The 19,365-nt window shown below is 32.0% G+C and carries 21 protein-coding genes and 1 pseudogene; 9 read left to right on the top strand and 13 right to left on the bottom strand.

Annotation, left to right across the window (positions count from 1 at the left end; all coding sequences use genetic code 11):
• Positions 1-132 precede the first annotated feature (132 nt).
• From metK to htpG, 3 genes are read left to right on the top strand one after another with little or no spacing between them, the layout of a single operon-like run.
• On the top strand, positions 133-1,278 hold the full coding sequence (gene metK / locus AAGD29_RS01135) for a methionine adenosyltransferase (protein ID WP_341758193.1): 1,146 nt from the start codon (positions 133-135) through the stop codon (positions 1,276-1,278).
• Between the two features lie 22 nt (positions 1,279-1,300).
• The gene (locus tag AAGD29_RS01130; protein WP_341758192.1) at positions 1,301-1,630 is read left to right on the top strand and encodes a DUF167 family protein; all 330 of its coding nucleotides are present in this window, start codon (positions 1,301-1,303) and stop codon (positions 1,628-1,630) included.
• Between the two features lie 17 nt (positions 1,631-1,647).
• Positions 1,648-3,507 (top strand): molecular chaperone HtpG, encoded by a 1,860-nt coding sequence (gene htpG, locus AAGD29_RS01125; RefSeq protein WP_341758191.1) that lies wholly within the window; start codon positions 1,648-1,650, stop codon positions 3,505-3,507.
• Positions 3,508-3,759: 252 nt separating this feature from the next.
• Here the strand turns inward: htpG and AAGD29_RS01120 are convergent.
• The 4 genes and pseudogenes from AAGD29_RS01120 to AAGD29_RS01105 form a co-directional block, all read right to left on the bottom strand.
• Positions 3,760-4,397, bottom strand: a pseudogene (locus tag AAGD29_RS01120) (IS5 family transposase); the annotation flags it as partial.
• 121 nt (positions 4,398-4,518) lie between these two features.
• The gene (locus AAGD29_RS01115) at positions 4,519-4,671 is read right to left on the bottom strand and encodes a transposase (RefSeq protein ID WP_410521161.1); all 153 of its coding nucleotides are present in this window, start codon (positions 4,669-4,671) and stop codon (positions 4,519-4,521) included.
• An 86-nt stretch (positions 4,672-4,757) separates the two neighbouring features.
• Positions 4,758-5,483 carry a class I SAM-dependent methyltransferase gene (locus AAGD29_RS01110; protein WP_341758190.1) on the bottom strand — a complete coding sequence of 242 codons (726 nt, stop codon included), beginning with the start codon at positions 5,481-5,483 and terminating at the stop codon, positions 4,758-4,760.
• A 36-nt stretch (positions 5,484-5,519) separates the two neighbouring features.
• Positions 5,520-6,449 (bottom strand): queuosine precursor transporter, encoded by a 930-nt coding sequence (locus tag AAGD29_RS01105; RefSeq protein ID WP_341758189.1) that lies wholly within the window; start codon positions 6,447-6,449, stop codon positions 5,520-5,522.
• A 126-nt stretch (positions 6,450-6,575) separates the two neighbouring features.
• Between AAGD29_RS01105 and AAGD29_RS01100 the strand changes: the two genes are divergently transcribed.
• A complete protein-coding gene (locus AAGD29_RS01100) occupies positions 6,576-7,466 on the top strand; it encodes an IS982 family transposase (RefSeq protein ID WP_341758188.1) in 891 nt (296 codons plus the stop codon).
• A gap of 382 nt (positions 7,467-7,848) precedes the next feature.
• Here the strand turns inward: AAGD29_RS01100 and AAGD29_RS01095 are convergent, their stop codons facing one another.
• The 7 genes from AAGD29_RS01095 to AAGD29_RS01065 all read right to left on the bottom strand — a co-directional run bounded on the left by AAGD29_RS01095 (position 7,849) and on the right by AAGD29_RS01065 (position 13,555).
• A complete protein-coding gene (locus AAGD29_RS01095; protein WP_341758187.1) occupies positions 7,849-9,078 on the bottom strand; it encodes a hypothetical protein in 1,230 nt (409 codons plus the stop codon).
• A 37-nt stretch (positions 9,079-9,115) separates the two neighbouring features.
• A complete protein-coding gene (locus AAGD29_RS01090; RefSeq protein ID WP_341758186.1) occupies positions 9,116-10,087 on the bottom strand; it encodes a hypothetical protein in 972 nt (323 codons plus the stop codon).
• Between the two features lie 83 nt (positions 10,088-10,170).
• Positions 10,171-10,950: a hypothetical protein gene (locus AAGD29_RS01085; RefSeq protein ID WP_341758185.1), complete on the bottom strand. Its 780-nt coding sequence runs from the start codon at positions 10,948-10,950 to the stop codon at positions 10,171-10,173.
• On the bottom strand, positions 10,944-11,849 hold the full coding sequence (locus tag AAGD29_RS01080) for a recombinase family protein (protein WP_341758810.1): 906 nt from the start codon (positions 11,847-11,849) through the stop codon (positions 10,944-10,946). Before AAGD29_RS01080 ends, AAGD29_RS01085 begins: the two co-directional genes overlap by 7 nt.
• A gap of 34 nt (positions 11,850-11,883) precedes the next feature.
• Positions 11,884-12,072, bottom strand: a complete 189-nt coding sequence (locus AAGD29_RS01075) for a hypothetical protein (protein WP_341758184.1) — start codon at positions 12,070-12,072, stop codon at positions 11,884-11,886.
• A 290-nt stretch (positions 12,073-12,362) separates the two neighbouring features.
• Positions 12,363-12,647, bottom strand: coding sequence for an ATP-binding protein (locus tag AAGD29_RS01070; RefSeq protein WP_341758183.1), 285 nt, complete (start codon positions 12,645-12,647; stop codon positions 12,363-12,365).
• A gap of 5 nt (positions 12,648-12,652) precedes the next feature.
• Positions 12,653-13,555, bottom strand: coding sequence for an IS110 family transposase (locus AAGD29_RS01065; RefSeq protein ID WP_410521160.1), 903 nt, complete (start codon positions 13,553-13,555; stop codon positions 12,653-12,655).
• 600 nt (positions 13,556-14,155) lie between these two features.
• Here AAGD29_RS01065 and AAGD29_RS01060 point away from each other — a divergent pair.
• Entirely contained in the window at positions 14,156-14,482 is a 327-nt protein-coding gene (locus AAGD29_RS01060) for a hypothetical protein (protein ID WP_341758182.1), read from the top strand.
• A gap of 143 nt (positions 14,483-14,625) precedes the next feature.
• Here AAGD29_RS01060 and AAGD29_RS01055 read toward each other — a convergent pair whose 3' ends face one another.
• Positions 14,626-15,543: an Rpn family recombination-promoting nuclease/putative transposase gene (locus AAGD29_RS01055; RefSeq protein WP_341758181.1), complete on the bottom strand. Its 918-nt coding sequence runs from the start codon at positions 15,541-15,543 to the stop codon at positions 14,626-14,628.
• A 242-nt stretch (positions 15,544-15,785) separates the two neighbouring features.
• Between AAGD29_RS01055 and AAGD29_RS01050 the strand changes: the two genes are divergently transcribed.
• The 4 genes from AAGD29_RS01050 to AAGD29_RS01035 all read left to right on the top strand — a co-directional run bounded on the left by AAGD29_RS01050 (position 15,786) and on the right by AAGD29_RS01035 (position 18,093).
• Positions 15,786-16,649, top strand: a complete 864-nt coding sequence (locus AAGD29_RS01050; RefSeq protein WP_341758180.1) for a hypothetical protein — start codon at positions 15,786-15,788, stop codon at positions 16,647-16,649.
• A gap of 31 nt (positions 16,650-16,680) precedes the next feature.
• Entirely contained in the window at positions 16,681-17,208 is a 528-nt protein-coding gene (locus AAGD29_RS01045; protein WP_341758179.1) for a hypothetical protein, read from the top strand.
• Between the two features lie 18 nt (positions 17,209-17,226).
• Complete coding sequence (locus AAGD29_RS01040) at positions 17,227-17,679, top strand: lysozyme (RefSeq protein ID WP_341758178.1); 453 nt, start codon at positions 17,227-17,229, stop codon at positions 17,677-17,679.
• 150 nt (positions 17,680-17,829) lie between these two features.
• A complete protein-coding gene (locus AAGD29_RS01035; RefSeq protein ID WP_341758177.1) occupies positions 17,830-18,093 on the top strand; it encodes a hypothetical protein in 264 nt (87 codons plus the stop codon).
• 56 nt (positions 18,094-18,149) lie between these two features.
• Here the strand turns inward: AAGD29_RS01035 and hemB are convergent, their stop codons facing one another.
• On the bottom strand, positions 18,150-19,130 hold the full coding sequence (hemB, locus tag AAGD29_RS01030) for a porphobilinogen synthase (RefSeq protein WP_341758176.1): 981 nt from the start codon (positions 19,128-19,130) through the stop codon (positions 18,150-18,152).
• Positions 19,131-19,365: the final 235 nt, after the last annotated feature.

The following is a 19,365-nucleotide window of genomic DNA, read 5'->3' as shown; positions in this document are numbered from 1 at the left end:
TTAAAGCCAATTTGGGATAAGAATTAACTATTTCTTATCCCAAATTGGGGTATTATATACTTAAACTTCACAATTTGTAATACATACTCTATAACTCCTTAATGCTCAATACTAAATTTAGGAAATAATATTATGACGAATTATCATTTATTTACTTCTGAGTCTGTCTCTGAGGGACATCCAGATAAGATGGCTGACCAAATTTCAGATTCTATACTGGATGCAATTCTTAAAGAGGATCCAAAAAAGAGTCGGGTAGCATGCGAAACACTTATAAAAACTGGACTAGTATTTATAGCTGGAGAAATTACAACAGATGCTTGGGTTAACATTGATCAAATAGTACGCAATATTATAAGAAAGATAGGCTATACTAGCTCTGATATAGGTTTTGACGCAGACTCTTGTAGTGTGATTACTTCAATAAGCAATCAATCTCCGGATATTGCATTAGGTGTAGATAATCGTGAAGATCATGAAATAGGTGCTGGTGATCAAGGTTTGGTGTTTGGGTACGCAACGAATGAGACTCCTACATTTATGCCTGCACCAATTATCTATGCTCATAAATTAGTTATGAGACAAGCTGAACTCAGAAAAAAGGGCATCTTGCCTTGGTTAAGACCAGATGCTAAAAGCCAAGTCACTTTTAAATATGTTGAGAATAAACCAGTTGGTATAGACACCGTTGTGCTTTCTACGCAGCATCACCCTGATATTTCTCATGCTGATTTAGTAGAAGCAGTAATTGAAGAAATCATTAAGCCTGTGTTACCAGATGAATGGATTGATAAAAATACTAAATATCTTGTGAACCCAACAGGAAGGTTCGTAATTGGAGGGCCTTTAGGAGACTGTGGACTTACAGGAAGAAAAATAATAGTTGATACTTATGGCGGAATGGCACGCCACGGTGGCGGATGTTTTTCTGGTAAGGATCCAACAAAAATCGATAGATCTGCATCTTATGCAGCAAGATATATAGCAAAAAATATTGTAGCAGCAGGTGTTGCACAGCGTTGTGAGATTCAAATTTCTTATGCTATTGGAGTTGCCCAGCCAGTGTCTATAAGTATTGAAACGTTTGGGACTAGCAAAATGAGTGAATCAGCAATAATTGAATTAATAAAGAATAATTTTGATTTAAGCCCAGGCGGTATTATAAAAAAACTATCTTTATATAATCCAATTTATCTTAAAACAGCATCATATGGGCATTTTGGACGGGAAGATCAAGATTTTCCTTGGGAAAGAATAGATAATATAATGGGACTATAAAATAAGTTGATAATGCAATATAATGAGTAAGATTTTTAACTATAACCCCAATAAGAAATTAGCCATTATTGCTCTTAAGGTTAAAGCTAACGCAAAGACAAATAAGATAGGCGAGTTTGTCATAATTAATAATCAATATCATCTAAAATTATCTATAAAAGCAGTTCCAGAGGATGGTAAGGCTAACGATGCTATTGTCAATTTTTTATCCAAAAAATGGAAAATTTGTAAAAATAATTTTGAGATAATATTAGGTCACTCTAATAGTTTAAAACTCTTAGCAATAAAAAATATTGAATTAGACTATTTAAATTTACATTTAAAGCATTATATACATAACATCGAAGTATAGTATTTTATAGGACTTATATGACCCAAGAAAAAAAGAAGTTTGACGCTGAAGTTGGTAAGATTTTAAACTTAATGATTCATTCTCTTTATAGTAATAAAGAGATTTTTATGCGTGAATTAATATCTAATTCTTCTGATGCTTGTGATAGATTAAGATATTTATCACAAAGTGACGCAAAGCTTATTGCAGATGATCCTCACTTTAAAATTACTGTCAGAATTGATAAAGATAAAAGGCAGATTATTGTTAGAGATAACGGTATTGGTATGAACCGAGAAGATTTGATTGATAATCTAGGAACTATCGCAAGGTCTGGTACAGGAAATTTCTTAAACAATCTGTCTGGAGATGCTAAAAAAGACAGTATGTTAATAGGACAGTTCGGGGTTGGGTTTTATTCAGCTTTTATGATTGCTGATAGCATCACCGTTACCTCAAGAAAAGCAGGAGAAACAAAATCTTATGTTTGGCAGTCAGATGGTCTTGGAGAATATACTGTAGATGATCTAGACCATGATTTTACAAGGGGAACTGAGGTAGTTATTCACGTCAAGCAAGATGAAGATAGTTATATTGATCATTTTAGATTGAAGCATATAGTTAAAAGTTATTCTGATCATATAGCCATACCTATATATTTTATTGATGAGTCAACTGCTAATGAAATACAGCTTAATTCAGCTTCAGCATTGTGGACAAGACCTAAATCTGATTTGACTTTTGAGCAATATAAAGAATTTTATAAAACTCTGTCTTATTCACTTGATGATCCTTGGTTAACTATTCATAATAAAAATGAGGGTACAGTTGAATTTACTAATTTGTTATTTATTCCGTCAACCAAGACTTTTGATTTATTCCACCCTGACCGTAAAAGAAGAGTAAAATTATACATCAAAAGAGTTTTTATTTCTGATGAAAATATAGATTTAATACCTTCTTACCTAAGATTTTTAAGAGGAGTAGTAGATTCAGAAGATTTACCTCTAAATATTAGTCGTGAATCTTTGCAGCATAATAGTACTTTAGAAAAGATTAAAGCAGCTATAACTAAAAGAGTCTTGAGTGAACTTAAAAAGAAAAAAGACGAATCTATAGAGGAATACAGCAAATTTTGGTCCAATTTTGGAGCTGCTTTAAAAGAAGGACTGTGTGAAGCAACTAGTGATCATGACAAATTACTTGAAACATGTATATTTAGCAGCAGCCTTTTAAATAAGATGATTAGCCTTGATGACTATATTAGCAACTTTAAAGAAGGGCAAGACACTATATATTATCTTAGTGGTGATGATCCAGCAAAATTACTGTCTAGTCCTCAAATAGAAGGATTTTTAAGTAAAAACATAGATGTACTTCTTTTTACTGATACAGTTGATGATTTTTGGGTTAATGTCAATAGTAGCTACAAGAGTTATGCCATTAAATCAGTTACTAGAAGTGATATTGATTTAGAGAAATCTAAGCAGAAAATAGAAGATGTAAAAGACGAAAATGATGAATATATAAAATTAACGGAATATTTTAAAGAAATATTAGGTGATTTAGTAAAAGATGTAAGGATTTCTAAAAAACTTACTTCAAGCCCAGCTTGTCTCGCCGTTGGAGACGGAGCTATGGATATTCGTATGGAAAGGTTCTTAATTGAACGAAAACAATTAATAGCAGCCTCTGCTAAAATATTTGAGCTAAACCCTAAGCATAAAATTATTGAGAAAATTAACGCTGATGTAATCTCAAATAATAAGGACTATGCTAATGAAGAATTGGTTAGATTAATGTATGACCAAGCCTGTATTGTAGAAGGTGAGCCAGTCAATGATACTGGCGGATTTGCAAAAAGACTTAATGATATTATGCAAAAAGCTATCTTATAAACTTAATTTGGGAATTGACACTAACAACCGCCAAAAAAAGTACGGTAAAGAAACTATAAGAATGTTACAAATGGAATAATTTTTAGTAATTTTATTGTCAAAATTTGAAGGCTAATTCTTCAAAGTTGTTAATTGCCGACTAACCTGTGCATCTAATTGTTCTACAAAATTATCTTGTGCTTCATTGGATTGCTTGTTTAACTCTTGGTATAATTGTTATTTGCTTAAACTCCTCTTTTCTAGGGTGTGTCATCAATTGAGCCAAATTACCATGGAAGCCATATAAACAGCACCCAAAAAGTTCTGAGATGTTTTGTCATATCGTGTTGCAATAGCTCTATATTGCTTCAATTTTGCAAAAAAGTTCTCAATCAAATGCCTAGCTTTATATAGATCCTTATCATACTTAGCTGGATTCACACGATTCTTCTTTGGGGGAATCACAGCTATACATCCCTTATCTTTCAGCTTATCTCGCATACGTACATCGGCATCATAAGCCTTATCAGCAAGTACAGCATCCGCTTTCGTCAATTCATTCATCAAAACATCAGATCCTTGCAAATCATGAGCTTGACCCGGGGTAAGATGGAATCCCGTTGGATTCCCTAGAGCGTCACATGTGGCATGGATTTTAGTACTCAGCCCCCCTTTACCTCGTCCAATTGCTTGGTCATCATCTAACTCTTTTTTTTAGCACCGGCACTATGTTGATGAGCCCTAACAATGGTTGAATCAATCATGGCATACTCGTTATCAGCATCTTCAGCCAGCATCTCAAAAACCTTTTTCCACACACCTGTCTTGCTCCACCTTGAATGACGTAGGTGAATCACTCGAAAATCTCCAAAACGTTCAGGTAGGTCTCTCCAAGGTATACTCGATGAAAATCAACAATTGCGTTGTTGTTGTCCAAGACCTGCGGTGCTCACGTACTAATGTACGCTGTGCTCCTCGGCTTGGACACTCCTAGCACTTGTTGATTTTGATCTTCGTCTACCAACTCTTCATTTACGAGCAGTATATACCAGCCCTATATCGATACAAGACTGCTTCTACAAATAGGCGATTATCCTTGGCTGTTACACCAACAGACTCTTTCCTTCCAGGTAGGTTATCTTTAATCCGATCCCATTGATCGTCACGTAGAGCATATCGACGCATAGAGAAGATTTATCCTTAATTTTCTCTCTATTACACAACAAACAAACACTCCTGTCAACTTAATTGATGACACGCCCTAGTATACTTTAGGAAACCTCAGTAAGTTTTTTAGCTATGTATATAGTACATGGAGATTTCTCTTTTTCATTTACCCAAGCATATCCATCTGAATCTTTACCAATTGGGTTATGAGTGTGTACTATAGTTAATCCAGCCTTAGTTATTACTTCACAATAATCTTCATCACTCCAAAAATAGTCATATATAGTTAAGTCAATTTCTTTAAACCGTATTTTAACAATAGAACCACTATTTAAGCCTTTATTTTCCTCAAACTGAGTATTTTCTGATAACCAATCATTATTGTAAGTATCCTTATTACACAAAACAGTTATAAAAGTACCACCTACTTTTAATATCCTAGCAACTTCTTGAGTAATTTTAAGTAGCTCTTGTTTACTACTAACCTCCATTAATACCCAACTTGAAAAGACTAAATCATAATACTTATCCTGAATTGGTATCTCAGCACTGTTAATAACTTTATATTTTCCTATAGGATCTAAATCTTTAGCACGATTTATCATATCTTCGTTAATATCAACACCATCAACATTCAGGCCAAGTGATTTTAAATATAATGATGATTTCCCTGCACCACTACCATAATCCAAAGTGGTAGTACCTAATACATACTGCTTTATTAATTGTGGTATATCCCTAAATGCTAAAAACTGCGTTCCACTTATAGACAAACGAGAATAGTACTCAGCGTACAAAGAGGCATTATTTCTATAATCTACTAGAGTCATAATTTAACAATACGTTTATATTTACAATTTTATAAATTACTTCAAAAAATTTGGTATCAACTGTTTAAAAGATGGTTTTTCAAAAACATCACTTCTATCTGCTCTTTTTAGAAAAGCAACAAATTTAACTGTTATAGGTAATGTTAATATCTCATAAAGTACTTTTATAACAGTCAATAAATATATCATTTTCATTAATTCTGCTGATGGAATTCTGCCAAAAAAAGCAATATAACCAAATATTGTACTTTCTATAAATGCACCAATAAAAGTACTCAAAATAGCTCTTAAAGCAAACATTCGTCCATTGAATTTTATTTTTAATGAAGCTATTATTATTGCATTGATCAATTCACCAATAAAGTAACTTAAAACTGAAGCTGTAACTATCCGTGGTGATATATAAAAAATTGTCTCAAATGCTTGCTGATCTTGCCAATATTGTGAGGCAGGTAATAAAGCAATAATATATAAGAAAATACTAAATATTATGTTAAAACAGAGTGCTAACCATATTGCTCTTCTAGCGGCTAAAAATCCGTAAACCTCTGTTAAAACATCATTTAAAATATATAATAATGGAAAAATTATTGTACCAGCCCCTATCGTATAACCAAAAAAATCACACATTTTTATTTCAGCAATATTTGATAACAATAGGCATACTACAAATGTTACAGTTAGAAGATTATAATACTTTTTATTACTGCTTAGCTCCGGCACGAGAGGTTTCTTTTTTGAATATGCTTTAGACAATAATATTATATCGTTAGAATTAAAAAATTGTAGCTTATTTTCTTGAAAAATGTCTTTTAATTTAAATTTTATATCTGCCCCATTTTTAATTACTTCACATACTACTTCAGTATAATCAGATTTTTCTAGTAAAGAGTTAACCTTATATTTAATATTTGAAAAAAGAAATAAAGTATCCTTTAACTGGGAAGAAAAAGATATTAGAAACATCTACTTTTACCTATTTACGTTAATTCGGGATAAGGTAAGAGAGAATAGTTGATATATAATAGGGGTTGCAAGGATTTTAAGCCTGTGCTAAATAGTTTATTTGAAAAGAAATAAATAAACACAGGCATGAAAAAAGATATCACAGAATTATACAGTTTCATAGATGATTTTTGTAAAATTTATCTTGAATATGAAAAAAGAAAATTATTACCATCAAATAAGCAGAGGAATCGTCCTTGTAGTATGAGTTTAAGTGAGATGTTAACCATAATAATTATGTATCATACATCTTATGCCAAGAACTTTAAATTTTTCTACAAAATTTATATGGAACATCTACATAAGGATGATTTCCCTAAAGCCTTAAGTTATAACCGGTTTATTGAATTAACACCTAGATTATTCATGCCATTAAATATTTTGATTCATTTATTATTTGGTCAAGAAACAGGTGTTTATTTTATTGACGCTACAACAATTAAAGCATGTCATAATAAAAGGCGTTCCAGTAATAAAGTTTTCAAAGGATTAGCCAAACATAGCAAATCCTCTATGGGCTATTTTTATGGATTTAAATTACATTTGATAATTAACAATAAAGGAGAGCTTATGGCATTAAAAGTGACCAAGGGCAATGTAGATGATAGAGTTCCCGTACTGGAATTAACAAAAGGATTGACTGGAATTATGGCTGCTGATAAAGGTTACATCAAGCAAAATTTGTTCTTAAATTTATACGAAAGAGGATTAAAAATGATTCATGGAATTAAGAAGAATATGGCAAATAAATTAATGGATTTAAAAGAGAAAATCTTACTTCGAAAGCGAAATTTAATCGAGACAGTTTTTGATTTTCTAAAGAATAAAATGAATCTTGAGCATACAAGGCATAGGTCTGCTATAAATGCTTTTGTACACATATTATCAACCCTTATCGCTTATTCACTAAAGAAAAATAAGCCTTCAACAAAACTTGACTTTAATATGCATATCCACAACGTCCTTATCCCGAATTAACGTTATTTATATCTAATAAACAAAAATTAAATATTTTTATCTGTATTTTATATAAATAAAAAATATTATTGATTAACAACAAATAAGCGTTTTTGTTGAATAAGGAGACCCTTCAAAAGTAGGGGCAAAGCTAAATTTGAATAGAAATCTACGCCAAATCATTGGACTTATATCTTTAAGATGTACTTTAAATTGGTAAATCTTAGTATTGTCAGACATATAAAAGCAATTTATCAGTTACATCAAATAGGGTAAAATATGTTTCAGGTGTTATAGATTCATTTTGTAATATATTTTTAGCACAATTTAGCTTTACCCCTACTTTTGAATGGTCTTCCTCCGTATCAATTAATACATGTAACTGGAAATGGGGTACTCGACTTTATTTTGGCTTTACATAATAATGATAAGGAGTTAATAGAGTATATTTATTATTTTTATAATATCTATGCAATATAATAAAAGCTTCATAAGATGATTTTGGGGCATTATAACTTCTCTTGGTCATTTTTACACACAGATGCAGCATTTCAGGGATAAAACTCTTATTTTTAAATTTATTGTAACTATCAATACTTGAATGACAAAAATAATCCGCTTTATTAGAAAGATTTGTCTTGAAAAAAGACCATTCTTTTTTAGCTAGTTCTTTAGCTTCTTTTGTTAAAAATTCCCCATAATTATTTAGATCAAAATTTTCTAGATCCTGGTCATCCCACCAATTCTCACTATTCATACTCAATTCTGTTAAATTTAGATTTTTTTGATAATAAAAATTGTTGCGCCATAAATATGGTTTGATAAATATATTTAAACCAGGAGAACTCATTATAATCATGTGAGCTAATTTCTGTTTAACTTCTAAATTTTTCTCAGATAAAAATCCATTAATAAGATCATTTAATTCTGGATTTAATTTTACCAAAAGAGAAGATATATTTTCTGCTTGTGACATTTGTCCCAATAATATATAGCGTGTCCAAGCACTACTAATTAGGCGTTTCTTTAACCATTCTGGTATATTACAATCTAGGGCTTCAGTAAGCATTTTAGTAGGGACATTTTCAATTAGATTGTTGCTTTGTTCTATTACATCCATAATTTTTTCTGATGAATCCTCTTGATATAAATTATTATAGATATTATATAGTACAGGTTGTACTATATAAGTTAAATATTCCTGATAATTTTTGGCGGTATAGGAACGTAAATAATGGAATAAATTTACTTCATAAGGTGTTAAATTAGGGATTTTTAAAACTTTTGCTGTAATATTATCCAATAGTTTGTAATTTTTTTCAGATAAGGCAAGTTTGGCTAAATAATATTGAGTTAATATGTACCCTTGTGTATTTTCAGTAATTTCTTGTGCTTTTTTGATAACTTCTTGAGCTTCCTGCGATTTAATATCTGATAATTTGATCTTTTTTAAAGATAGTATCAGCCAAGGTAATGAATTATAGTTTTGCCATTTTTTATATATATTTAAAAAATTATTTTCAGTATAAAAATAATTTGCCCATTCTAAAAATGGGTGGCTAGTAATAAAACCATATTTTATAGTATACTGCTCGTAAATGAAGAGTTGGTAGACGAAGATCAAAATCAACAAGTGCTAGGAGTGTCCAAGCCGAGGAGCACAGCGTACATTAGTACGTGAGCACCGCAGGTCTTGGACAACAACAACGCAATTGTTGATTTTCATCGAGTATACAATCGTTATAATCTGATACTAAATATCTAAAATCATTATAACCTTCTGAACTTATCTCTTTGGAGATTAATTCTTCAGTGAGTTGTGTTACTTCTTTATTTATATCTTGTTTGATTAGAAAATATTTTAATAATTTATCTATTTCAGTTTTAAAAGGTGATGTATTAATTACAGGCTGTAATTTTTTATATAATGCAAAAAAATCATTATTATCTTTATTTTGGTATTTTATTTGTCTAAAAAGAGAACGAAATATTAAATAAAGAGCTAAATCTTTATATTGCGAATCACTCTCTGAGATTTTGGTAAATAATTCACTACTAGTATCATAATGCATAGCATAAAAATAAGCTGAAGCAAGTTGGTAGTTATAATCATCTAATTCTTCTTTTGTTGCATTTTCTGACAAAAGAGTAGGTAATATTAATACGTTCTGATCACAGTTATTAAATACTTTGTTTTGGTTAGATACCCATTGTTTTATTTGAGAATCATTATATTTCTTGCTTTTATCATTAAATAATTCTACAGCAAAGGCAAAAGCGTTGTTCAAGCAATTCTCAAAATAGAAACTAGTTTGCACCTGATTTTCTTCGTTGCTAACTGATTTATATGATGAAAAATTGTTTTTCTCATCCACTATTTTATAGCTATTTTCCTGCCATATATTTTTTGAGTCAATTCCTTTATTTATTGGTTTAGATAAATTATCTAGGTTTTCTGTAGTAAGTGGATTATTTGATAAATAACGATATGCTAGAATTAGTCCTAGTAAATTAGTCCTGTCAGGCAATATTGCTATGGAACCTCTAGCAAAGCTGTTGAACACTCCTTCTTGTTTTAAAGGTAGAGTAATATCAAAATGATCTTCTTCATGAGGAAAAGACCTTATTTCGATTGAACTCATACAAGCTAAGCTAATATGCATGAAAAAGGTAATTAATGTTAGAGTTCCTGCATAAATCAATTTAATTGGTGTGTTTTTAGATTTCATGATTGAATATTTTTTGTTATTTTATAATATGTTTCTTTATTCCATTTATCTTTATTAAATAAAAAGATATTAAAGTTTGTTGGTACAATAATAACATCATCTGTCATAAGACCAATATAATTTTGACATTTTTTGCTACGCCAATTTTTATTATCAGTAAAAAATTTTTTTACTCGTCTTATATCTTGATTTTCTCTTCTACCTTGATACACCATTGGCACGGCATATTCTATTGAAAGTTTATCTATCCAATTATCAAACATACACCATGAAGATAAGGCAGTAATAGAAATTTTTCTATTGTTTTTTACTAATGTTTCAATTAGTTGAGAGTAAATTTTTCTTTGATTGTAAGTGGCATCAAAATCTAATTGTATCAATTGTCTAGGTTTAGATGCAGATAAAATAATATTGCTTAAATCAGTTAAACTTTTTGCGTTTAGTTTTCCTTTTGCTTTCATTTCTAAACGAAAAACTGGGATAATAAAACTATTAGCTGGGGTTGTAAGAGTATTTGTTCTTGGTATAATTTTTATCTTATCTAGGTCTATATAGATGGTAGCTATTAAGGATGCAATGGCTGTATTATTATCAATAAATAATAAGTCATCTGATCTATGCCAACTCCATAGTGTTAGATTAGGTGTTTTATCGTGTGTAAGAAAAGAAATTGTACAATATAAAGCCATAGTTAGTGGTACTATTAAAATAATTATCAAGTTTTTATATGATAAACTTGGTATATATCGAGCTATAAGTTCTAATGCTCTTAGCATAGCCATTCTTCGATTTTAGTACATTTTACGAATGCGTCAAACGGTGGACGTAGTATAAAGTCTAGCTTTCCGTCTTTTAATTCTAGGTTACCAAACACTAAATTTATCAATTTACGTTTTCTCTCAATAGTAGAACCTTTGAAGGCTACGAACGCTCCAGAAGCCAGTTCTACTAGGTTAATCAGGAGTTCTGAAAATTTATCATCAGCATTATTATGGCTTTCTATTGCTCTCACGATATCTTTACGTTTTTGTATTAATTGTTTATGTTTTTCTTCATAAGTATTTTTGTCAATATCACCATCTAAAAATAAATCAGTCAATTTATCCGCACGTGTCGTAATCTTCGCATGTTCACAATTAAGTTCCTTAATACGTTGTTGATAATATTCTTGCTCCGCATTGGCACCGCTTTTAATATGTGATATCACATTAGCTAACATCTGTGGTTTCAAATGCATAGATTCAAAGACTTTTTCTACTTCTTCTAATATTGTTTCTTCTTTTACGTATATTGCCCTACTAGAGTTAGTGGAATCCCAAGTTCGTAAATATGTCCATTCTCCAATCTGACCATTAATGTAGGTTTTCTTTTTAGTAGCAGCAGTAACCACTCGACCAGTAACAGCACATTTTATCAATCCTCTAAATATATATTCTTTTTCTCCATATTTAAACGGTTTTTTATTCCAACTAAGGCATACTGCTTGACAAGCATCAAATAACTCCTTACTAATGATTGGTGAATAAATATGCGGGTATTCTTTTTTAGTTTTTAGGACTCGCATTACTCCGTAATAAAATGGATTTGTAATAATAGAATAAAGATGAGAGAGGCATAAATAACCTTGATTACCTCTTGAATTATATAATCCCCATTCTTTGGTTTTCTTTAGTATCTCAGGTAGAGTATAACTGCCTTTAGCATATGTTTCAAATATTTTTTAAAGGACCACGGTCAGGATCAACTATTATTTTCCCCTTACCTCGATCTCTACTATTGCCACTTGTTACATGCAAGTAACCAATGGGAGCAGTACTGACCCACTCTCCTTGGCGTAGTTTTTGGGCAATAGCACGGTTTACGTTATCTTTAAGACTGTCAACGTAATTTTGAGCCATCATTACAAACATATTCCATACCATCCTATCTTGCGAAGTAGAATGCTTATGGATAATACAATTTTCCGTGTAAAAATGTAGTGCGATTTTTGCTCTTTCAATTAGATCATTTAGTAGAGGTGTTTCTTTATAACTGTAAATTGTAACGAACTATTGACCCAGCAAACCATACTAAAAAATAAAATGAATTATAGTTTTTTGATCAGATTTTAACCATTATTAAAATTCAGATTCAGATAATATTTAACTATACTCAGTTGATGATTTTTTTATCACAATATTGCTCTTTACTAATTTACATCTTTCCCTCCTCTAAAACTTTTATTACCAGTTTCTATGATTTGACAATGATGTGTTAATCTATCGATAATTACTTTTGTTGCCTTAGCATTACCAAACATATCACCCCATTCTTCAAATCTCAAATGGGTAGTAATGATCACTGAAGTCTGCTCATATAATTTAGCAAATAGCTCAAATAACAGGAATCTAGCCTCAGTTTTTATTGGTACATAGCCTAATTCATCTACTACAATCAGATGAAATCTCTTAACTGAATCCTTAGTACAGGACAAAGAGATTAACAAGGTGATAATCGGAGTAAAGATGGTATCATTGGCTTAATAAATACACCAGTCATATTATATAGTTCTTGTTGAAGATTAAATTTAGGTTTGTGTTTAGATTTTCTTGCATTATCTTTTATTACTTCATTGCCCTTCGGTTCAAAACTTTTATAATATTTCTCTATTTCTATATCAAGTTCTCCAATTTTTTGTAAATAATACGTATATAATTCAAATTCCTGCTTTAATATAAACAAATCTTCCTGACGATAATTACCTTGCAACGACTTAGCTATTGTCTCTTCACTACTCTTAACCTTGGGGTCTCTCAGTTTTGCCAATTTCACTGGATCGCGTTCTCCATTTATAATAGCACTAATAATTGCTGTACCCGTCATTCCTGTAATGTCAGTAATTACATTACGTAGCTGAATATTCATTTCAGTTAAAACTTTTTGCATCCGCAATACATGTGTTGTAGAGCTTTGAACTAAACACTCTCTTTGCCTTATATAACTTCTTAACCTACAAGTGCTATCTTCAGGTCTAAATGATGCATGTAATAAACCACAACTATGCAATTTTTGTAGCCATTGAGAATCTTGTACATCCGTTTTACGACCAGGAACATTTTTTACATATTTAGCATTCACTAAATACACTTCAAATCCCCTTTGTTCAAGTATTTGAAATACTGGTATCCAATACACGCCAGTTGACTCCATAGCTATAGTTTTAACACCGCATTTCTTTAGCCAATCTGCCATTTTATGTAAGTCATCAGTAAAACTGCTAAATTTTCTTACATATTCTTTATCACGATCTTGAGGAACACAAACATAATGTGTCCTTGATCCTATATCAATTCCAGCTGCATTAGGATTGATAACTTGTAATGTATTATCATCATTGTTCATAATAAAACCCTCCTTGTAGCATAGTTGCACATTAATCTTCGTTGTGAACCTGCTACAAGTCAGAGGGGGATAAAAATTATACTCTTCCAAACGAGGTATCAATATCTGATCCATCAATGTACAAACCACCATCCTCCAAAGTCACGCTCCTAATCGGGTACTAAAGACGCTATTGAGCAGTCCGATCATAACTCTTATCACAACCACAATCTCAAATTGTAGAGGATTAATTTTGTTTCTTCAATTGTGAACTTGATAGCAGAGCTTCAGTGGAGCTTCAAAAAACAGGGTCGTAATTTATTCTATCTTCAGCCGGCTCTATGTGGTTTCCATGACTGTCATAACTTGAATTGGTAGAAAAAAGAATGCCCATAATAATTGAAAAGTATTAATTGTAGAGCTAATGCAAGGAAAAATGCAGAAGAGGTTTTGATTAGGAATTATGAATAAAATACAAGGGTTGTATATGTATATATAGCTCCATTTATTTGTTTGTTCAATATTATGCTTGCAAAACTCTTAAAAAAATAGTTTCCTATTACTTGTAATAATGTTGATATCATTTTTCTATTCCTTAAAGAAATTAAAAATATAAGTACTATGTTTGGTTTTTTAGAAGTAGGTAGAGGAATCCAAATACTCTATGAATACGCAAAAGCAGAGATATTAGAATCAGATTTTTTTGATCTCCAGCCTAAAGACTATCAAAAATTGGAAGAATCTGAGCGAGACCAAAAATGGTATATGCTTAATCCCGAAAAGCTTAACAAAAAGTATTTTGAGGAAAAGGCTGCTTTTGTTGTAAATGAAAGAGAAAAATATATTTTGCTAAGAGCCGTCCACTTTATTAATAAAACTACTGCAACAATGCCGGTGGAGTCCTCGTTTTTAGAAAGGTTGCTTTATACCTTCATGTTTTTTCTCTAGTAAACCAAAAACAATAAATAACGATTCTCGCATTATACAACTATATGACAAAGTCTAAATTGAATTTTATAGTTTCAATTTAACAAATATTGATTACTTGCCAAATAGCTCCTCTTCCTCTGAAGCATTTTTTATTGTTTCTATTATTCCGGACTTTCTCCTTGAATATCCATTTTTAATAGCTCGTTAATTTTACTGATAGGTAAGCCAGTCATTGTAGCGATTTCATTAACAGACCTTCCTTTACTCATTAACATTCTTATTAATTTAGCTTCTCCTCTAGCTTCTCCTATTTGTTCCCAATGTTGTGCCAAACTACCCATAAGCCTTGTACCTGTTTCCTGATTTAACTTACTTGTTAATAGCTTTTCTAATTCTAGTTTATCCTCTTTATTTATTCTTGTCAACGTATAGTATAGTAGCAGCTCTATGTAGTTATAGCCAATACTTACCTTGACTAGTTCAGGTAACATATAGGCTATTTCTTGCCATCTTTTAAGTAGATCGCGTTCTCTTATATGTTTTGCAAAAAACTCAAATATCCCAGACCACACCCTTTGCTTTAACTGCTCATCAGGAATATCATTAACATTAACTATTTGATAATCATTTGTCCAAATCTCTTTAGCTAGTAGGTTATCTTCAAAAAGTTCCCACAAATTACGAGAGGCATTATAGTCCCCTATACCATTAAAAAATATTAGCGGATATATTAATGGCAAAGACTTTGCCTTAGGATTTGCAGTTAAATATCTATCACAGATATTTAACATATATCGTAACAAACGGAATGCCATAAAATGATCAGCCGAACTTTGATGCTCAATGAGTAGAAACAGATAACCGTCCTTACCATCAAACTTAGCAGAAAATAACACATCAGAGATAGAATCTCTTAGATTTTGCTCTATAAAACTGGTGTTTTCAAATTTTAAACTAGGAAAATCTATCAGAGCTTTAATATGTTTAGGCAAATGAGCGTTTAAGAATTCATGTGCTACTAGTGGATTTTCCATTACTTTGCGAAAAATTTGGTCATGCTTCAAACGTTTAGTAGTCATTTTACCTACCTAATTTTAGAGAGTTCCTTTAATGTGTTTTGACATAAAAACTTTTAACAGGCAACAGTTTTTTCGTTTTGTTATATACTTTTTGAGTAACAAATATTTGCCAAATTAAGTTGAAAAACAATTTAACTTATATTAGTGAAAATATGATGTAAAAATATCACAAAACTTGATGCAAATTGTGATTTTTTATGATATAATAACTCCCCTACAATACAGATACTACAGGGGATTATATGCGAAGAATTGTTGTCAAATTTAACAAGTCAAAAGATATCGAAAATCTTAAAAAAATCATGAAAAATGTTCACGCAAGTAATAGTGATCATTTACCGGATATCGCTAAATTTCACTTAGGCGATAAGATTTTTATACCAAATCAAGTAGAAAAAGCAGAGTTGCACATAATAACTGCGAGCGGCACTGAAATTATAACATTTTCTAAAGCTACACTAAGCTTTTATTTGGGTACTGAGCATCCTTTCACCAAAATAGCCATGAGTTCTGAGGATGAGGGTAATTATATCGTCCTGCCTTGGAACTTAGGTAGCCGAGTTGGTAGAGATAATCTGAAGAACCTAATAAACAGGATTACTAATAATGTTAGAGAGCTAAAATACATCATCTATGTTAATAGTTCTGACAACCTAAATAGCCTTAGTCTTGAGAGCAGTAAAGATTTAAGCCAAAGCCTAACCTCGCTAGCTAGTTTACACCTATCAGATATTGCGGCAGAAGATGAAACCGAAAACTTGCTTAACAAAATAGGTGATTTAGAAGAACGCCTAAGAGCAAGAGATAATGTTGTTAATCAAAAACAAGCTCAGATTAGTAGTTTAACTACGCAAGTCGCTAATTTACAAACTCAAGCACAATCTGTTGCGACCTCTCAGACTTGGAGTATAGTTTTATCAAATCCCGTAAGATATAATGTCAATGCACCAACCTCTAGTTTGTCTTTTGATGGTGTTAAAGCAAATCTATCAGGCTGGAAATCTTATGCTAACATTAGCAATGTTGCTGGTGAGGTTATTATTGATCTTGTTAATAAGAAACTGACTATTGGCGGTAATAGTTATGGTACTATTACTGCCCAATAGGTCTAATATTTAATAACTTTTAGAGATTTATATGATAGCGATATTAAGTGCCTTTATAGGATTTTTCAGTAGTTTTATACCGGAGATTTTGCATTTCCTTAAGGATAAGAAGGACAAAGAACATGAACTTAAATTAATTGATTTACAATTAAAAGCTTTAAAGACTGGTCATAGTGCTAGACTTGAGGAAATCCAAATTAAGGCTGATAATGATGAGAGTAAATATCTGTACCAATATGCTGGCATGCAAATAGCCAATAACAGCAATAATAATTGGGTGGATTTTTTAGCTACCACTGTTAGACCAATGATTACTTATATATTTTTTCTGCTCTATGTAGCATTAAAATTAACCATCTTCATAAAATTTGGTGCATCAGACACCATATGGAGTAGTGAGGATCAAGGAATATTTTGTGCAGTTATTGGTTTTTGGTTTGGTCATCGGGCTTTTGGCAGATCTAGAGTGAATGGTTATGGTAACAATAAAGGTTATCTCTATGGTAATGGCAGTGGTTACACCTATGTCAATGGTAGTGGCAATGGTAAGGTTTGGTAACGGCAGCAGGTAAGGTTAATGGCTACTAATATTACTACTAATAGTAAAGCAGAATATATCATTAAAATCTTTGAAGGGTTGAGACTACAACCATATTACTGCCCAGCTGGTTTAAAAACTATTGGCTGGGGGCATGTGATCAAAGAGTACGAACAACAACAAATGTCTGATGGCATATCGCAAGAACACGCTAACTACTTGCTAGAGCAGGATATAGAACAAGCCAAATATGCCATTTATCGACATTGTCGCGTACCATTAAACTGCTCACAAGAAGGGGCTTTGATATCATTTATCTTCAACTGCGGAGCTGGTGCATTTCAAGCTTCCAGTTTACGACAAAAATTGCTACGAGGTGAATATTTATCGGCTGCCGATGAATTTCCTAAATGGGTTTATGCTAGAGGTATCAAGCTTAAAGGTTTAGTTAGAAGACGATTATTAGAGAGAGAAATATTTTTGCAAAACTAGATATGACAGGTAATTTTGTCGTGTTACTCCGTCTATTAGCGAGGAGACCGTAGGTCAACGAAGCAATCTATATGACAAGCTTCATGGATTGCCACGCTCACGTACGTTCGCTCGCAATGACGGTTTAAATCATATAACAAGGATAAAAAAATGAAAGCCGCAAGGATCAAAATAGAAAGAAATCAAGATCAGTATCAAAACATTGTTAGCCAAAATGTTGTTAATTTGAGCAAAAAGAAAAATAAACCTCAAGAAGTTGTGATAAACGATACTATAAAACAGACTTCCAATCCCTACTTCCCTTTATGTCATCCCTGCGAAGGCAGGGATCTAGATTCCCGCCTTCGCGGGAATAACATTAACCCTAGCAGAGGTGACATCCCAAGGTGCTGGGATGACATCAAGAGCATTTAAACTTATGTTTATATCAACTACTAATCGTGATTTTTTAAATTACCTCTTAGATGATGTTATGCATTCAATATTTGTGCTACTTCTAATGCAGCGTATGTAACAATGCTACTAGCACCAGCACGCTTAAAACATAATAATGATTCTATTATGCTTGCTTGCCAATTTAAGGCATTGGCATCTGCCGCAAATCTTAACATAGAATATTCACCACTTACCTGATAGGCAAATATAGTAGTATTAAAGTTATTGGCCGCTTGTGCTATGACGTCCAAAAACATCATACCAGGTTTAATCATAATCATATCTGCACCTTCGGCAAGATCATGTTCTATCTCTAACATAGCTTCCCTGCTATTACGTACATCCATTTGGTAGGTCGCTTTATTTAGATAAGCTGTCTTATTATTGTTCAATGCATCTCTGAATGGGGCATAAAAACTTGAAGCATATTTTGCCGCATAAGATAGTATATTAACGTTAATAAACCCTTCTGAATCTAGTATTTGACGTATGCCCATAATCCTACCATCCATCATATCAGATGGTGCTACAATATCTACCCCAGCTTTTGCTAAAACTAGAGCTTGGTTGCACAAAGCTTTAACAGTTTTATCATTATCTACATCCCCATTATGTAGAATACCATCATGTGCATGGGTAGTGTAAGGATCTAGGGCAACATCGCATATTATACCAATATCGATATTGGCATTTTTTATACTTCGTATAGTTCTACACATTAAATTGTCTAGATTATATGCCTCATCAGCATTATCGCTTTTTAATTTTGCATCTATACAAGGGAAGAGTATTATAGCATTTATGCCATTTTCATAAGCTTGCCTAGCCGTCAACACTACTTGATCAATAGATAATCTATATACGCCAGGCATAGTTTTGATCTCTTGACGCTGGTTCTCGCCCTCAACCACAAATAATGCTAGCACCAAATCATTTACGCTAAGCCTATTCTCCGCTACTAATTCTCTTAGCCACCGCGTTTTTCTATTTCTTCTTAATCGTACTGTTGGATACATCACTTTTCCACGTTTTTTTGTTTAATAGCACTAGTCTATTATTTTTCATTCAAAGCCGCAAGTAGGTTTTTAACAGGGCAATTTAAAAGTCTGGTTGTAAGGCTAATAGATAAGGGAAAAAGTGCTTAATATGTACTCGATGTCATTCCCGCTTCGGTCAGGAATCTAAAAAAACAGCCTAAAAGACTATTAAGTAATATAGATCCCTGCCTTCGCAGGGATGACATCTGTAGTA

The sequence above is a fragment of the Candidatus Tisiphia endosymbiont of Ditula angustiorana genome, assembly GCF_964026425.1.
Classification (GTDB): Bacteria; Pseudomonadota; Alphaproteobacteria; order Rickettsiales; family Rickettsiaceae; genus Tisiphia.
This window is presented reverse-complemented; position numbering and strand designations above follow the sequence as displayed.

What these genes read in the sequence shown, in the direction of transcription:
- metK (WP_341758193.1), top strand. Translation starts at nt 133, where the DNA reads ATGACGAATTATCATTTATTTACTTCTGAGTCTGTCTCTGAGGGACAT.
- AAGD29_RS01075 (WP_341758184.1), bottom strand. Translation starts at nt 12,072, where the DNA reads ATGGCTCAAAATTACGTTGACAGTCTTAAAGATAACGTAAACCGTGCT.
- AAGD29_RS01050 (WP_341758180.1), top strand. Translation starts at nt 15,786, where the DNA reads ATGCGAAGAATTGTTGTCAAATTTAACAAGTCAAAAGATATCGAAAAT.
- AAGD29_RS01085 (WP_341758185.1), bottom strand. Translation starts at nt 10,950, where the DNA reads ATGCTAAGAGCATTAGAACTTATAGCTCGATATATACCAAGTTTATCA.
- AAGD29_RS01040 (WP_341758178.1), top strand. Translation starts at nt 17,227, where the DNA reads ATGGCTACTAATATTACTACTAATAGTAAAGCAGAATATATCATTAAA.
- AAGD29_RS01105 (WP_341758189.1), bottom strand. Translation starts at nt 6,449, where the DNA reads ATGTTTCTAATATCTTTTTCTTCCCAGTTAAAGGATACTTTATTTCTT.
- AAGD29_RS01065 (WP_410521160.1), bottom strand. Translation starts at nt 13,555, where the DNA reads ATGAACAATGATGATAATACATTACAAGTTATCAATCCTAATGCAGCT.
- AAGD29_RS01115 (WP_410521161.1), bottom strand. Translation starts at nt 4,671, where the DNA reads ATGCGTCGATATGCTCTACGTGACGATCAATGGGATCGGATTAAAGAT.
- AAGD29_RS01100 (WP_341758188.1), top strand. Translation starts at nt 6,576, where the DNA reads ATGAAAAAAGATATCACAGAATTATACAGTTTCATAGATGATTTTTGT.
- htpG (WP_341758191.1), top strand. Translation starts at nt 1,648, where the DNA reads ATGACCCAAGAAAAAAAGAAGTTTGACGCTGAAGTTGGTAAGATTTTA.
- AAGD29_RS01055 (WP_341758181.1), bottom strand. Translation starts at nt 15,543, where the DNA reads ATGACTACTAAACGTTTGAAGCATGACCAAATTTTTCGCAAAGTAATG.
- hemB (WP_341758176.1), bottom strand. Translation starts at nt 19,130, where the DNA reads ATGTATCCAACAGTACGATTAAGAAGAAATAGAAAAACGCGGTGGCTA.
- AAGD29_RS01060 (WP_341758182.1), top strand. Translation starts at nt 14,156, where the DNA reads ATGTTTGGTTTTTTAGAAGTAGGTAGAGGAATCCAAATACTCTATGAA.
- AAGD29_RS01035 (WP_341758177.1), top strand. Translation starts at nt 17,830, where the DNA reads ATGAAAGCCGCAAGGATCAAAATAGAAAGAAATCAAGATCAGTATCAA.
- AAGD29_RS01110 (WP_341758190.1), bottom strand. Translation starts at nt 5,483, where the DNA reads ATGACTCTAGTAGATTATAGAAATAATGCCTCTTTGTACGCTGAGTAC.
- AAGD29_RS01130 (WP_341758192.1), top strand. Translation starts at nt 1,301, where the DNA reads ATGAGTAAGATTTTTAACTATAACCCCAATAAGAAATTAGCCATTATT.
- AAGD29_RS01045 (WP_341758179.1), top strand. Translation starts at nt 16,681, where the DNA reads ATGATAGCGATATTAAGTGCCTTTATAGGATTTTTCAGTAGTTTTATA.
- AAGD29_RS01090 (WP_341758186.1), bottom strand. Translation starts at nt 10,087, where the DNA reads ATGAGTTCAATCGAAATAAGGTCTTTTCCTCATGAAGAAGATCATTTT.